This is a genomic window from Acidovorax sp. PRC11 (assembly GCF_031844105.1).
In the GTDB taxonomy this organism is placed as follows: Bacteria; Pseudomonadota; Gammaproteobacteria; order Burkholderiales; family Burkholderiaceae_C; genus Paracidovorax.
On sequence record NZ_JAUZUQ010000006.1, the window covers coordinates 262,929 to 276,507 of the forward strand.

Sequence of the window (13,579 nt, forward strand, 5' to 3'; positions counted from 1 at the left end):
CGATGCTCATCCTGGTGGGCATCGCCTTGTTTTTGGGCTTCATGGCCCTGGGCACGTGGCAGGTGCAGCGCCGGGCCTGGAAGCTCGCGCTGATCGAGCGCGTGGACCAGCGCGTGCATGCCGCGCCGGTGCCCGTGCCGCCTCCGGCCCAATGGCCGCAGATCGACGCCGCGCGCTACGAATACCTGCCCGTGGAGGCCACCGGCCGCTGGCTCGCGGACCGGACGGTACTCGCCCAGGCCACCACCGAACTGGGCGCCGGGTTCTGGGTGATGACCCCGCTGCAGCAGGCCGACGGCACGCAGGTGCTGGTGAACCGCGGCTTCGTGCCGCAGGACCAGCGCGCGCGCTGGCTGCCGGGCGGCGACGCGCTCGCCGCGGCCGATGCAGTCCCCTCGGCGGCGGCGGCCGGCGCGCCCGTGTCCGTGCAGGGCCTGCTGCGCCTGAGCGAGCCGGGCGGCAGCCTGCTGCGCGCCAACGACCCGGCCGCGCAACGCTGGTACTCGCGCGACGTGGCCTCCATCGCGGCGGACCGGCAACTGCCGCGCGCCGCGCCGTTCTTCATCGACGCGGGCCTGCCCGCGAAGCGGCCGGCGGCGCCAGCGGCCGCGGAGGGTGCGGTGGCGAGCGCCGGTCCCTGGCCCCGCGCCGGCCTGACCGTGATCCGCTTCCCCAACAGCCACCTCGTGTACGCCCTCACCTGGTATGGGCTCGCGCTGATGGTTGTCGGCGCGGGCTGGTATGTGGCACGCTACGAGTTTCGCTCGCGCGCAGCCGACCGTGCCCTCCACCCCTCCGACCGCTCCACGTCCTGATACCGGTCCGGGCGCCGTCCCGCCCGCGGCGCCCGGCGCCAGGCCATCTGCGGCGCAACCCGCCGCGCCGTCGGTGCGCAACGCCCGCTACGCGAATGCCGCCGCGGGGCTCAAGAACCTGCACCAGCTCATCCAGCTGCGCTGGGTGGCGGCCATCGGGCAGATCTTCACCATCGAGGTCGCCTACTACAGCCTCGCGCTGTCGATGCCCGTGCACGAGATGCTGCTGGTGGTGGGCTGCCTGGTGCTCTTCAACATCGTGAGCCTGCTGCGCTGGCGCACGGGGCATTCCGTGCGGCAGGTGGAGCTGTTCCTCGCGCTGCTGATCGACGTGGCCGTGCTCACCGTGCAGCTCTACCTGAGCGGCGGCACCGGCAATCCGTTCGTCTTCCTCTACCTGCTGCAGATCGCGGTCGGCGCGGTGCTGCTGCGCGGGTTCTACATCTGGTCCATCGTCGCGATCACCACCGCCTGCTTCGCGGCGCTGTCGCGCTTCAACCTGCCGCTCACGCTGTCCGCGGACCTGCACCTGGGCCTTGCGAGCCCCTACCTGCTCGGCCTGATGGCGTGCTTCCTCCTCAACGCGATCCTGCTCGTGATCTTCATCACCCGCATCGAGCGCAACCTGCGCCAGCGCGACGCCCGGCTGGCGGCGGCGCGGCAGCGCGGCCTGGAAGAGGAGCACATCGTGCGCATGGGCCTGCTGGCCTCGGGCGCGGCGCACGAGCTGGGCACGCCGCTCTCGACCATGGCCGTGATCCTGGGCGACTGGCGGCACGACGCGCGCCTGGCCGCCGACCCGGTGCTTCAGGACGAGATCGCCGAGATGCAGACGCAGGTGCAGCGCTGCAAGGCCATCGTGAGCGGCATCCTGCTGTCGGCCGGCGAGACGCGCGGCGAGGCCTCGGCCCAGACCACGGTGCGGACCTTCGTCGACGCACTGGCGCGCGACTGGCGCGCCACCCGCACCATCGCCGCCTTCGAGTACGAGAACCGTTTCGGCGCCGATACGCCCATGGTCTCGGACACCACGCTGCAGCAGATGGTTTTCAATGTGTTGGACAATGCCCGGGACGCCTCGCCGGATTGGGTGGGCATGGTGGCCGAGCGCGATGCGGACACCCTGCGCATCACCGTCACCGACGCCGGCCCGGGGTTCGATCCCGCCATCCTCATGCGGCTGGGCAAACCGTACCAGTCGAGCAAGGGGCGCCCCGGCGGCGGGCTCGGGCTCTTCCTGGCCATGAACGTGGCGCGCACCCTGGGCGGCAGCGTGACGGCGCGCAACCTGCCCGAGGGCGGCGCCGAAGTCACCATCCGCCTGCCCCTGTCGGCGATCGCGCTGCCCGCCACCGGACCCGCACACCATGGACGATGAACGCCTGCTGCTGATCGTGGAAGACGACGAAGCCCTCGCCCGGACGCTCGCGCGCTCCTTCGAGCGCCGCGGCTACCGCGTGCTGCAGGCCGACAGCCTGGCGGGCGTGGAGGCGCTGCTCGAATCGCACGATCCGGACTACGCCGTGGTCGACCTGAAGCTCAAGGGAGAGGCGTCCGGACTGGCCTGCGTGCAGAAGCTGCACGCCTGCAATCCCGAGATGCGCATCGTGGTGCTGACGGGCTTCGCCAGCATCGCCACCGCGGTCGAGGCGGTGAAGCTCGGCGCCTGCCACTACCTCGCCAAGCCCTCGAACACCGACGACATCGAGACCGCCTTCGGCCTCGCCGAAGGCAACACGGAAGTCGAGCTGACCAACCGCTCCAGCTCCATCAAGACGCTCGAATGGGAGCGCATCCACGAAGTGCTGGCCGAGACCGACTTCAACATCTCCGAGGCCGCCCGCCGGCTGGGCATGCACCGCCGCACGCTCACGCGCAAGCTGGGCAAGCAGCGGGTGTGATCGGGATGGCCCGCTGGGAGCGGCTCGCGCGATCCAGGCTTTTTGCGCTTGCCCTTCGGCGGGGCGCTCGCGGTACCGCACAACCCGCGCCTCCACGATCTGGTGCTCTGGGCTGTAGCGGTAGTGCTGCACCGTGTGCCAGCCGATGCGGCGCTCGATGGTGTTGCCGTGCAGGTCGTAGGTGAAGCGCAGGTCCTGGTACACCGCCAAGCGGTTGTAGGGCACCACGTCCCGCTGGCCCACGCCGCCGCTGGACTGCGCGCCGCCCCGGTTCGGGTTCAGCAGGTTGCCGGCCGGGTCGAACGCGAAGGCTTCGCGCTCGGTGGGCTGTTGTGGCTGTGGCGTGCCGTCGCCGCGCTGCGCGGCCAGGATGCGGCCCAGCGGGTCGTAGCGGTAGTGGCTGTCGCCGCGCAGGCCATCCCGCGTGGCGATGAGGTTACCCGTGGGGTCGTAGCGGTAGTGCCGCGCGATGCGGTCGCCCGAGGGCAGCTGCGGCACTGCGGGCAGGCCCTGGTCCCGGTCCCGCAGTGCCTGCTGTGACGGCATGCCCGGCTGGCCCTGCAGCGCCTGCCGCCGCCCCCCCTTGTGCGCCACCAGCCGGCCCATCGGGTCCCAGCCGTAGCGGCTCTCCAAGGCCCCCTGCGTGCGCTCGATCTCCTGGTGCAGCGCATCGCGTTCGATGTCCGAGAGCACGTGCCCGTCCACGCGGATCTGGTGCAGGTGGCCCGAGCCGTAGTAGAGCCATTGCACGTGCCGGCCGCCGGGCATGCGACTGTCCGTGCGGTTGCCCAGCGCGTCATAGGCATGGCGCCAGGCATAGCGGCCCAGGGTGCCGGCCCCGTCCGGTGCCAGGTGCTCCTGCACTTCCTCGACGAGGCGCGAGAGCGGGTCGTAGGCGAAATGCACCCGGGCATCGGCGTTGCAGGCCTGCCGCATGCTGCCCAGCAGTCCCTACATGTCTTCAGCAAACTTTTTAATCAATCATCGACACGTCAAAAGACTCGCCGTTGTCATCAATAATGTTGTCGCATGATATTTGAATAGCATTATCAGCCGGATCCGCAAATCTTGCCGCATAGTTCAGGCGCAACATATCCGTGACAATTTCCACATCTACCCCATAATCTTTTATCCGCCTTGCGATAGAAGGAAGGTTTTTTGACACAATAAAGCTTAGAACGATGCTGTCACTTCTTTTTTGCCTTTTTTCAGGATAAAAATACAACCCCACCCGGGGATATTCACCATTTACAAGAGCGCCCTCAAAATCCGAATCAAAGCCCAATATATTTTTATAAAAATCACGAACTTCATCAATCTTGACTTTGGAGACTGGTATATGAAAAAACATGAACAAATCAATACCTCCCGCGAGACTTTGGGCGTGCACTCGTTTTAGAAGAAGCGCGAGCTCTGGCTATAGCACACCTGCTACCCTTGAAAACTCTTGCATTAACCCTCGACAATGCCTTTTTCTCTGCAGCATAGAAAGGACTTCTATTTGCCGCCTCATCCGTGCCTATATCTATAAAATCTGCTCCTTTTTGAGCCTGCTCCCTAATCCATTTAGCATTCCCGGCAACGGCTTTTTGCTCCCATTCTTTCCCGTAATCTCTAGGCCCTACGCCTGCCTGAGACCGGGCTTCTTTATCGATTCCACCCCACGATTTTTTAATCGTAACAAATTCGTGGCAAGGAAATTTTGATCGCATTTCATTCGCATAGGATTCAACAGCCGCTTGCCCTTCGCCAATAATTACATACGTTGTCAATCCTAGCGGGTCCACCCAAATCAAAGGATTTGGAGCATACGAGGATAAATTGACCCCGCCCTTAAGCCCAATTGGATCCTGATGCACAAACCGCCCGGTCACCGGATCGTAGTACCGAAACCGGTTGTAGTGCAGCCCCGTCTCCCCATCAAAATACTGCCCCTGGAACCGCAGCGGCTGCTCCACAAAGCTCAGCGCCTGCACTTCTCCCTTCGCCGTCAGCGCCAGAGGCCGCTCCACCTGGGTGAACACCACCGCGTCGTCCGTGCCCGTGTGCATCACCTGCAGCGCCAGCGTCTGCCCCCATACCTGGTAACTCGCCGCCCAGACGATGCGGCCCTGCTCGTCCGTCAACTCCTGCGGCGCGCCGATCTGGTCGCATTGGTAATAGTAGGCGGCAAAATCCTTGGGTCGTGCCCCCTCTTTCTCTTTCTCTGCGGCCTCGCCTTTCCACTCCGACTCCAGCTTCGCCAACGGCACGAAGCTGTCGGGCTCGTAGAGGTACTCCGAGAGCCTGCTGCCCCGCAGCTCCCCCGCCAGCAGATCCCCGTCATAGAGAAACGCCGTTCGCCCGAACGCATCCCGCTTCTCGATGCGCCGGCCCAGCGCGTCGTAGCGGTACTGCGTGACCTGCTCCGTGGCCGCAGGCGCATGCTCTGCGCTGGCATGCCCCTCGGCCGGTCGTTCGCGGTACCGCACGACCCGTGCCTCCACGATCTGGTGCTCCGGGCTGTAGCGGTAGTGCTGCACCGTGTGCCAGCCAATGCGCCGCTCGATGGTGTTGCCGTGCAGGTCATAGGTGAAGCGCAGGTCCTGGTACACCGCCAGGCGGTTGTAGGGCACCACGTCCCGCTGGCCCACGCCGCCGCTGGACTGCGCGCCGCCCCGGTTCGGGTTCAGCAGGTTGCCGGCCGGGTCGAACGCGAAGGCTTCGCGCTCGGTGGGCTGTTGTGGCTGTGGCGTGCCGTCGCCGCGCTGCGCGGCCAGGATGCGGCCCAGCGGGTCGTAGCGGTAGTGGCTGTCGCCGCGCAGGCCATCCCGCGTGGCGATGAGGTTACCCGTGGGGTCGTAGCGGTAGTGCCGGGCGATGCGGTCGCCCGAGGGCAGCTGCGGCACTGCGGGCAGGCCCTGGTCCCGGTCCCGCAGTGCCTGCTGTGACGGCATGCCCGGCTGGCCCTGCAGCGCCTGCCGCCGCCCCACCTTGTGCGCCACCAGCCGGCCCATCGGGTCCCAGCCGTAGCGGCTCTCCAAGGCCCCCTGCGTGCGCTCGATCTCCTGGTGCAGCGCGTCGCGTTCGATGTCCGAGAGCACGTGCCCGTCCACGCGGATCTGGTGCAGGTGGCCCGAGCCGTAGTAGAGCCACTGCACGTGCCGGCCACCGGGCATGCGGCTGTCGGTGCGGTTGCCCAGCGCATCGTAGGCATGGCGCCAGGCGTAGCGTCCGAGCGTGGATTCCCCACCCGGCGCCAGGTGCTCCTGCACCTCTTCGGTGAGGCGCGAGAGCGGGTCGTAGGTGAAGTGCACGCGGGCATCGGTATTGCCGGCGTGCAGCATGCGGCCCAGCAGGTCGTAGGCGAAGGTGGTGAGGCCGCTGCCGGCGCCCTCTTCCATGCCGTCCGGCCCCAGGTGCGCCTTGGCGACGAGGCGCCCCACGGCATCGCGGCGGAACACGGTGCGTTTGGGCAAGGGTGCCGCGGGATCGGGATCGTAGGGGGTGTCCAGCGGCTGGCGGGCATCGCGCTCTTGCAGTTCGGCCAGCTCGCCCGCGGCGTTGTAGCGGTAGCGCTGGATCCGGCCGTCGAAGCCGACTTCTTCGATGAGGTTGTCCGCCGCGTCGTAGGTGAAGCGAGTGGTGGCGCCGTTCTCGTTCTGCAGCGCCACCAGGCGGCCCACGGCGTCGTGCTGGTAGCGCAGCGTGCCGCCCAGCGCATCCTGGCGCTGCACGGGCTGGTCGAGCCCGTTGTAGGCGTAGCGCGTGGTGGCACCCTGCGGATCGGCGTAGCCCGTGAGGTTGCCCTGCGCATCGTAGTCGTAGCGGTGCTCCGCGCCGTCGGGCGAGCGCACGTGGCGCAGCCGGCCCAGCGCGTCGTGGCGGTAGTGGGTGGTCTGGCCGAGGGTGTCGGTGGCGGTGAGCAGATTGCCGAGCGTGTCCCAGGTGTAGCGCGTGGTCTGGCCGGAGCAGTCGGTATAGGCGACAAGCTGGCCGGCATCGTCCCACAGCAGGCGGCGGGTTTTGCCGTGCGCGTCCTCGATGGCCACGGGCAGGCCGCGTGGGTCGTAGCGCCAGCGGGTGGCATGGCCCAGCGGATCGACGCGCTCGGCGAGGTTGCCGCGCTCGTCGTAGTGCTGGCGCCAGACGTGGCCCAGCGCGTCGGTGATCTCCACCGGCAGGTCGAGGTGGCCGTAGGCGAGGCGCGTGGTGGCGCCGGCCGCGTCGGTCACGGCCAGCAGGTTGCCGCGCGCATCGAAGCGCCAGCGCGTGGCCCGGCCGAGCGCGTCGCGGGCTTCCTCGGGGTTGCCGGCAGCGTCCAGGCGGGTTTCGGTGCGCACGGGGCGTCCGTCGGGGCCGGGCTCGGTGATGGCGACGACTTCGTGCGCCGCGTTGTATTCGTAGCTGCTGCGCCGGCCCAGCGCATCGGTGACGTGGGTGGTGCGCCGGCCCAGTTCGTAGTCGAAGCGCGTGTCCAGCAGGCCAGGCGTGTCCGTCCAGGTGCGCACGACGCGGCCGCCCGCATCGTGGCGGCTCCATTGCTGGTGATGGGTAAAGCCGTTGCGGGTGGCGTAGGCCACCATCAGGTGATGGCGGTAGCGGTAGCGCGCGGTGCCGCCCAGGGCATCAGCCGCCTCGACGAGGTTGGCGCGCGGATCGCCGGACTCGTTGCCTTCGGTGCCGTAGGCGTAGCGCGCGAGCACGCCTCCTGCGTGCTGCACGCCGTCCAGCACGCGCGGCTCGAGGTGGATGGCCAGCAGTAACTGGTCCGGCGCACCTTCCTCTGCGCTCCATTCGAAGCGCAATTGCCGGCCCGCACTGTCCGTGAGGCCCAAAGGACGCGGCGCGATGCCGTCGGCGCCCGTGGCGTCGTAGGCGGGATAGCGCAGCGTGACGGCGTTGCCGTTGCGATCGGCCATGCGCGCCAGCGGCAGGCGCCACTGGCCGGGCACGGGGGCCGCGAATTCATGGCGCAGGCCGTCGGTGGATTCGATGCTCCAGCCGCCGCCCTCGTGGTGCCGCACGGTGATTTTCTCGCGCGCATCGAAATGGCTGGCGCCGCGCGGCAGCATCGGCAGACGCACGAGGCGGCCACGCGCATCGTAGTAGTGCACGGCGTCGTAGGCCAGCGCCAGCTCGATGGAGAGCGGCGTGCTCCAGCCCCAGCCGAGCCAGCCCGGGCGCCGGTCGCTGGAGCGGTAGAAGCGGCGCCATGCGATCGGCAGCGGGCCGGGCAGCTCGAAGTCGGTGTCGGCGAGGATCTTGGCGCCGGTGGCGAAGATGACGGGGTGGCAGGTGCCGAGCTCGCAGGACGGCTGCGGCATGTGGCCCGGCCGCGCGTCGTCCATGATGGTGCCCGGTGCGTTGGGGTTGACCTGGTTGTCGCCCCGGTTCGCCACGGGCTTGGGTTTGCCCTTGGCCCGCTTGACGATTTTGCCCAGCACGAAGCCGATGGTGACCGAGGCGACGCCGTTGGCGATGACTTCGGCGATCTGGTCGATCTTGTCATCCGTGAGCGGCGGGGTCAGCAGCTCCTGCACTTCCTTGGCCAGTTCCGCCACCTGAACGGCCGACTCGGCCATGGCAGCGCCGCCCACCACGAGGTTCACCCCGGGAATGAGCTTGCCCACCAACTTGAGTGCCGGGCCGATGAGTACGCTCGGGTCCGTGAGGCTTTCGCCCAGGGCCGCGAGTTGGTCGCCGAAGGCGCCGGGCAGCTTCTCGATGACCTTCTGGGCTAGCTGGTCGTACGGGCCGGGCAACGCCTTCATGGCCAGCCGCATGGCCCATCCCGGCTGGATCACCAGCGCATTGCTCTTGGTGGTATCGAACGAGCGCACGCTGCCCCGGCTCTCGAACTTGGTGTCGCTGCTGTAGCTGGTGGGCTCGGCCGCGCCGCCCACCACGGTGGACTTGACGCCCGCGATGCCGCCCAGGCGGTCGGGCGTGGCGGGTATCGATTCGAAACGGCTGCCGGCGATCGCCACGGGCTGGCCGTCGATCTTCAACGTGGCGGTGCCGTTCTTGAGGCCCGGCCCGTGCGCCATGTTCAGGATCGGCACCGGCGGGCCGTTGGGCTTGGGGAACACGGGGTTCACCGGGCCCGGAATCATCGCCGGGCTGCGGCCCTCGTGGATCGCTCTGCGGTCGTTGACGAACGTGGCCATGGCGCTGCTCAGGAGGTGATCGGAAGGGCACTGCGCCCCGCGCCGGCACTGGGCTGCACCGGCCGCGCAGGGTCCCAAGTGGCGACCCAGGCGGCGGTGCGGGTGGACAGGCCGGACACGGTCTGCAGGCCCGCATGGCCTGCGAGGCGCGTGGGCATGACGGGATGGGTCAGTGCCTGGCGCATTTCATGGAAGAGGGAGAGCATGAGCGGCACCCAGGCGGCGCCCACTTCGCCCAAAAAGGCCGCCGGCTCCCGCGCGGGAGCGAGCCCGCCGTCCGCAGCGAAGGCAGCCGACAGGCTGGCCCGTTCGGCGCCGCGCCAGGCCGAACCATCCATGTCCGACCAGTAGGCCTGCAGCGCGTCGGCGGGCATGCGCGCGGCCTGCAGGGCGGCGCGGCTGGCCTGGATCAAGGCGCGGCCGTCCAGCAGCGACGCCTCGCCCACGCGCGAGGCCGGCTCTTCGGCAAAAGCCGGCGGGTACACGGTGGCGAACTCCCCGGACGCGGGCGTGCGGGCTAAGCGCACAAAGGCGGCGGCCTCGGACGCGACGAAGCCTTCGCAGTGGCCGGCCACCTGCACCCAGCGGCGCTGGTAGAGCACCGGCACCACGGCCGGGTCGGCCAGGCTGTCCACGCCGCCTACGAGCACCTCGGGCACGTCGGGGTGCGCATGCATGAAGCGATAGGCGCTGGCGAGAGCGTCGGCACCGCCCACCGCGCCGCTGGCATGCAGCGTGAGCGGCAGGAATTCGAGGGCGAGATCCAGCGCGCGCGGCAACTCCAGCGCGAAGCGGTCGGTGTCGATGCCGCCGGGCAGCTCGGCCCAGGGCTCGGGCAGCGCCATGAACAGCGGGATCGGCCGCCGCAGGGGCCAGCCCGCAGCGGGCGACGGCCCGGAGCGCAGGGCCTCGTGCAGCGCAGGGGCGGCGAGACGCAGGAGGCGCTCCGTGCCTGTGCAGGCCGGATCGATGCCGGGCACGCGCGAGAGGGTGGCGCGGTGCTCGGCCTGTCCTTCGATGGCCTGCCGCGTGAAACCGGACAGGCCCGCGGCGAGGCTGCTGGCGGTCTGCCAGGCACGGGTGCCGATGGGAGTGCATGCGCCGGTGCCGGCGATGGAGAGAGGCGTCATGGCTGGGGCTGCGCGGCGCCGAAGGCCGCCCGTTCCAGGACCGAGGCCGTTGCGACGGCCAGGCCCTGGACGGGCATCAGGTCGTCGGCGTCGATCCAGAGCGCGCCGGCAAGGCGCGATGCGTGTTCGAAATGGAGCAGTTGGCGCAGGGGCGCGCCGACCAGCGCTGTGGATTCCTCCAGCGCCACGTGGCTGCGGGCGCGGCCCAGGCGCAGCGCCGGCCCGTCCAGGGGCAGCGCGGCCAGTGCCGCGTCCGCCTGCCCGGCGCGCCCGGGCGCGGGCCGCGCCACGTCGAACAGCCCGTCGACCGGCGTGCTGGTCAGCAGTGCCACGGCGTCGGCCAGCGTACGACAGGCGTCTTCATCGGCCCAGGGGGTGTAGGCGGCAAGGTGGCGCAGCAGCGGCACGTCGCCCACCAAAGCGGCCGCCTGGCACTGCAGGCCCCAGGGCATGGCGGGATGGCGCCCCTCGCGCAGGGCGACGGCGAGTTCGTAACCCTCGCGCGCGGCCAGCAGCGCCAGGGCCGCGGGCGATTCGGGCGTGCGGGCCAGCACGGCGCGGGCGGCAGGAGTTTCCTGGGTGCTGCCCATCAAGGCAAGGGTCGCCAGCGCGGCTTCGGTGTCGTTCCCCTGCTCCACCGCGGCCAGGGCCCGGGCCTCGTCGCCGCGGCCGGTGCAACGCCAGCCGCAGAGCACGGCCATACCGCCCGGCAGCGAGGCAGCCCAGGGCGCGACGGCCTCCGCGAACGCGTCCGACACCGCGGGCCGGGCAATCGCCAGCCGCAGCAGCAAGCGGCCGATGGGGGTGCGTTGCGGGTCTTGCAGATCGGCCAGCAGCGCCACGCGCGGCGCGAGGTAGTCTCCCACCGCGCCGTCGAAGGCGAAGCGCAAGGCATCGAAGACCGCGCCCGGCTGGGCCTGCAGGTACTCGCCGCCCAGACGGGCGACCCCGCCCCCGGTGCGGCCGAGCTGCAATTGCAGTACCTCCAGACAGGCGAGCGCGAAGAAGCGCGAGGGCTCGTGCAGGGTTTCGTCGCCCGCGGCGGCGATGGCGTCGCGGCAGGCGGGCAGCAGCTCGGGCGCATGCGCCAAGTGCTGTTTGAGCCCGGCCAGCGCCTGCACGATCGCATCGTCGAACACGGCGATCGCTGCCGGCCGGGCCGCCGAGCGCGGCAGCAGGTGGCTGCGGCGCCAGTACTGGGTGACGAGCGACCGCGCCATGCGTGCGGACGGATCGGTCCAAACGGGAAGATCGGTGGCCCGCGGGACGGGCAGTTCGATGACGTTCATGCGGCTAGGCACGCCGCAGGCTGCGGCGCGCGTGGGATCAAAGACAATGCCGGGCAGGAGGACCCCACCCGATGCTGGACAACCTGACGCCGTTCGCCGCGGAACTGCTGCCGGGCCACGGGCCGGATGGCAGCGCATGCCGCACACTGGTGATCAAGGCGACGCTGGACTTCGCCGGACGGCCCGTGGCCCAGGGCGGCGCACTGCCGATCTACCGCGGCGACGAGTTCTTTCGCGAGCGCGGCCTGCAGGACGCCGTGCGGCACGAGGCTGATCTGGCCCCGTTCAAGCCCCGGGTGGACGTAGTGTTCAACGGCTTCGCCTACGCACCCGGGGGACGCCCGTCGGCCCGGTTCGACGCAGGCCTGTCGGTCGGTGCGGAGACGCGCACGCTGCGCATCTACGGCCGGAGGGTATGGCGGCGGCGCATGGGCGTGTTCCCAGTGGCGGAGGACGTGGAGCCCGCGCTGCGCGTGCCGCTGGTGTACGGCCTCGCGTTCGGCGGCCAGGATGCGGAAGACGCCACCGCTTTCCATGCCGACAATCCTTCGGGCACCGGTTTCAGCGCCGGAGTGCCGCGGGACGGTGCGCCGCTGCACCAGATCGAATGGGCGGACGCGCCGGTGCGCCTGCCCTCGGACAGCGATCCGCCCGCTGGGTTCGGCTGCGTGGGGCGCACCTGGCTGCCGCGGCGCACCCTCTGGGGCAGCTACGCTCCGCAGGAACTGCAGCAGGCGCCCGGGCTCATCGCACGCATGCCCGCCACCTTCGATCCGGCGGCCTGGAACTGTGCGCATCCGCGCATGCAGTTCACGCCGGCCCAGGTGCGGCCGGGCACGCGTATCCGCTGGAGGCACTTGTGCGCCCACGGCGAGGGAGAGGCCACCGTGCCCGGCCTGCAGCCGGCTGTGTCCTGGACCGTGCGGGGCGAGCGCGGAACCATCCACCCCGCGTTCGACACGCTCGTACTGGAGCCCGAACACAGCCACATGGTGCTGGTCTGGCGGCACACGTTCGACAAGGGCTCCGCCCGTTATCTGGAGGGCTTGCAGGTGCATCTCTGACGGGCGCTCAGTTGATGCGGACCTCGGCCGCATCGATGTCCACGAGATCGCGCGCATCGTGCTCGATCTTGAGCGCCACGAGCCGCGCCAGGCCCTGGCCAGTGAGCCGCAGGGACGCTTCGCCGCAGGAAAGCACCACGGCATCCTGCGACTGCAGGCGGATCGTCCGCTGGCTCCAGGGCACGGCGGGCGACGGTGCCAGTACCGCCGTGATGACGGCCTCGCCGCCTGCACGCACGGCCAGCAGCACCTCGTCCCCCGGCACCAGTTCCGGCAGCAGCACGCCCACGGAGGCACCGGTGGCAGCATCCGGCCCTGCGCCGGGACAGTCCACCGCATAGCGGTCCGGGGCCAGCGTCCCGGTGACGCGACCGGCACGCAGAACCGGCGCAGCGCCGGCATCGGCACGGGGCGCGGCATCGTCCGCGGGAATGGAAATGGCGTGCGCATATGCCATCGGAACCCTCCTCTCCTGCTGGTCCCGCCTCACGCGGGGTTGACGTGGCTGTCCGGCGACGAGACCGTCACCTTGGAGCTGCCCGCGATGGAAATCGTCTGGCCGTTGATTTGCACCGTGCCGTCGCTCGTCATGCGCAGCACGGCCTTGCCGCACTGGATCTCGATCGCATCGCCGACCTGAACGGACATCTCCTTGCCCACCGTGAGCGTACGCACCTCGCCCACGGTAGTGGCGGAGTTCTTGCCCACGTTCTCCGTGTAGTTGTCGGAGGTTTCGTCCTTGCGGTCCGCGCCGACTTTCGTGGCCTGGCTCTGCCCGACGGTGACGGAGCGGTTCACGAGCACGTTGGTGGACTGGTTCAGCCCCACGTTCACCACCATCGCCGCGCCCACGTTCACGTTGTAGGCCGCGCCGATGTTCACCATCTTCGCCAGGCCCACGTTCTGCAGGTAGGCGAGGCCAATGGTCTCGGTCTTGAAGCTGCCCACCTTGATCGACCAGTTGTTGCCGATCTTGTCCTTCTCGTTGCGGCCGATGGTCTTCGTGCGGTTCTTGCCGATGGACACCGTCTCATCGATGCCGACGTCTTCCCGGCGGTTGTCGCCGATGCTGATGGTCTCGTCGTGGTCCACCCGCTCCGTGCGATTGTTGTGCACGGTGATCTTCTCGTCGCGGTCGACAGTCTCCGTACGGTCGCGGTGGATGACGTTGGTCTCGTCCCGGTCAATGGTTTTTCGGCGATCCTGTCCCACCCACTTTTCTTCATCGTTT

11 protein-coding genes are annotated in these 13,579 nt (G+C 69.3%); 5 read left to right on the plus strand and 6 right to left on the minus strand.

What is annotated here, in order from left to right; all coding sequences use genetic code 11:
- Nucleotides 1-2 precede the first annotated feature (2 nt).
- Genes Q9R47_RS09480 through Q9R47_RS09495 form a run of 4 tightly spaced genes read left to right on the plus strand, consistent with a single transcriptional unit; the run spans nt 3 to nt 3,256 of the window.
- Nucleotides 3-815: an SURF1 family protein gene (locus tag Q9R47_RS09480; RefSeq protein ID WP_311232955.1), complete on the plus strand. Its 813-nt coding sequence runs from the start codon at nt 3-5 to the stop codon at nt 813-815.
- Nucleotides 781-2,193 (plus strand): ATP-binding protein, encoded by a 1,413-nt coding sequence (locus Q9R47_RS09485; protein ID WP_311232956.1) that lies wholly within the window; start codon nt 781-783, stop codon nt 2,191-2,193. Before Q9R47_RS09480 ends, Q9R47_RS09485 begins: the two co-directional genes overlap by 35 nt.
- On the plus strand, nt 2,183-2,716 hold the full coding sequence (locus tag Q9R47_RS09490) for a response regulator transcription factor (RefSeq protein ID WP_311232957.1): 534 nt from the start codon (nt 2,183-2,185) through the stop codon (nt 2,714-2,716). Before Q9R47_RS09485 ends, Q9R47_RS09490 begins: the two co-directional genes overlap by 11 nt.
- Before the next feature lie 48 nt (nt 2,717-2,764).
- Nucleotides 2,765-3,256, plus strand: coding sequence for a hypothetical protein (locus Q9R47_RS09495; RefSeq protein WP_311232958.1), 492 nt, complete (start codon nt 2,765-2,767; stop codon nt 3,254-3,256).
- A gap of 433 nt (nt 3,257-3,689) precedes the next feature.
- On the opposite strand, the gene Q9R47_RS09500 is transcribed toward Q9R47_RS09495, so the two are convergent.
- Genes Q9R47_RS09500 through Q9R47_RS09515 form a run of 4 tightly spaced genes read right to left on the minus strand, consistent with a single transcriptional unit; the run spans nt 3,690 to nt 11,284 of the window.
- Nucleotides 3,690-4,067, minus strand: coding sequence for a hypothetical protein (locus tag Q9R47_RS09500; RefSeq protein WP_311232959.1), 378 nt, complete (start codon nt 4,065-4,067; stop codon nt 3,690-3,692).
- A gap of 7 nt (nt 4,068-4,074) precedes the next feature.
- Entirely contained in the window at nt 4,075-8,865 is a 4,791-nt protein-coding gene (locus Q9R47_RS09505; protein ID WP_311232960.1) for an RHS repeat-associated core domain-containing protein, read from the minus strand.
- A gap of 8 nt (nt 8,866-8,873) precedes the next feature.
- On the minus strand, nt 8,874-9,995 hold the full coding sequence (locus tag Q9R47_RS09510) for a 3-oxoacyl-ACP synthase (RefSeq protein ID WP_311232961.1): 1,122 nt from the start codon (nt 9,993-9,995) through the stop codon (nt 8,874-8,876).
- Complete coding sequence (locus Q9R47_RS09515) at nt 9,992-11,284, minus strand: hypothetical protein (protein ID WP_311232962.1); 1,293 nt, start codon at nt 11,282-11,284, stop codon at nt 9,992-9,994. Before Q9R47_RS09515 ends, Q9R47_RS09510 begins: the two co-directional genes overlap by 4 nt.
- A 71-nt stretch (nt 11,285-11,355) precedes the next feature.
- Here Q9R47_RS09515 and Q9R47_RS09520 point away from each other — a divergent pair, with 71 nt between their 5' ends.
- Nucleotides 11,356-12,348, plus strand: coding sequence for a DUF2169 domain-containing protein (locus Q9R47_RS09520; protein WP_311232963.1), 993 nt, complete (start codon nt 11,356-11,358; stop codon nt 12,346-12,348).
- A 7-nt stretch (nt 12,349-12,355) separates the two neighbouring features.
- On the opposite strand, the gene Q9R47_RS09525 is transcribed toward Q9R47_RS09520, so the two are convergent.
- Both Q9R47_RS09525 and Q9R47_RS09530 read right to left on the minus strand, forming a co-directional pair.
- Nucleotides 12,356-12,805 carry a hypothetical protein gene (locus Q9R47_RS09525; protein ID WP_311232964.1) on the minus strand — a complete coding sequence of 150 codons (450 nt, stop codon included), beginning with the start codon at nt 12,803-12,805 and terminating at the stop codon, nt 12,356-12,358.
- A 29-nt stretch (nt 12,806-12,834) separates the two neighbouring features.
- On the minus strand, nt 12,835-13,579 hold a 745-nt coding region (locus Q9R47_RS09530), incomplete at its 5' end, for a bacteriophage T4 gp5 trimerisation domain-containing protein (RefSeq protein WP_404977121.1).

Coding starts and splice junctions, on each gene's coding strand:
- Q9R47_RS09480 (WP_311232955.1), top strand. CDS start 3: ATGCTCATCCTGGTGGGCATCGCCTTGTTTTTGGGCTTCATGGCCCTG.
- Q9R47_RS09490 (WP_311232957.1), top strand. CDS start 2,183: ATGGACGATGAACGCCTGCTGCTGATCGTGGAAGACGACGAAGCCCTC.
- Q9R47_RS09500 (WP_311232959.1), bottom strand. CDS start 4,067: ATGTTTTTTCATATACCAGTCTCCAAAGTCAAGATTGATGAAGTTCGT.
- Q9R47_RS09505 (WP_311232960.1), bottom strand. CDS start 8,865: ATGGCCACGTTCGTCAACGACCGCAGAGCGATCCACGAGGGCCGCAGC.
- Q9R47_RS09510 (WP_311232961.1), bottom strand. CDS start 9,995: ATGACGCCTCTCTCCATCGCCGGCACCGGCGCATGCACTCCCATCGGC.
- Q9R47_RS09515 (WP_311232962.1), bottom strand. CDS start 11,284: ATGAACGTCATCGAACTGCCCGTCCCGCGGGCCACCGATCTTCCCGTT.
- Q9R47_RS09520 (WP_311232963.1), top strand. CDS start 11,356: ATGCTGGACAACCTGACGCCGTTCGCCGCGGAACTGCTGCCGGGCCAC.
- Q9R47_RS09525 (WP_311232964.1), bottom strand. CDS start 12,805: ATGGCATATGCGCACGCCATTTCCATTCCCGCGGACGATGCCGCGCCC.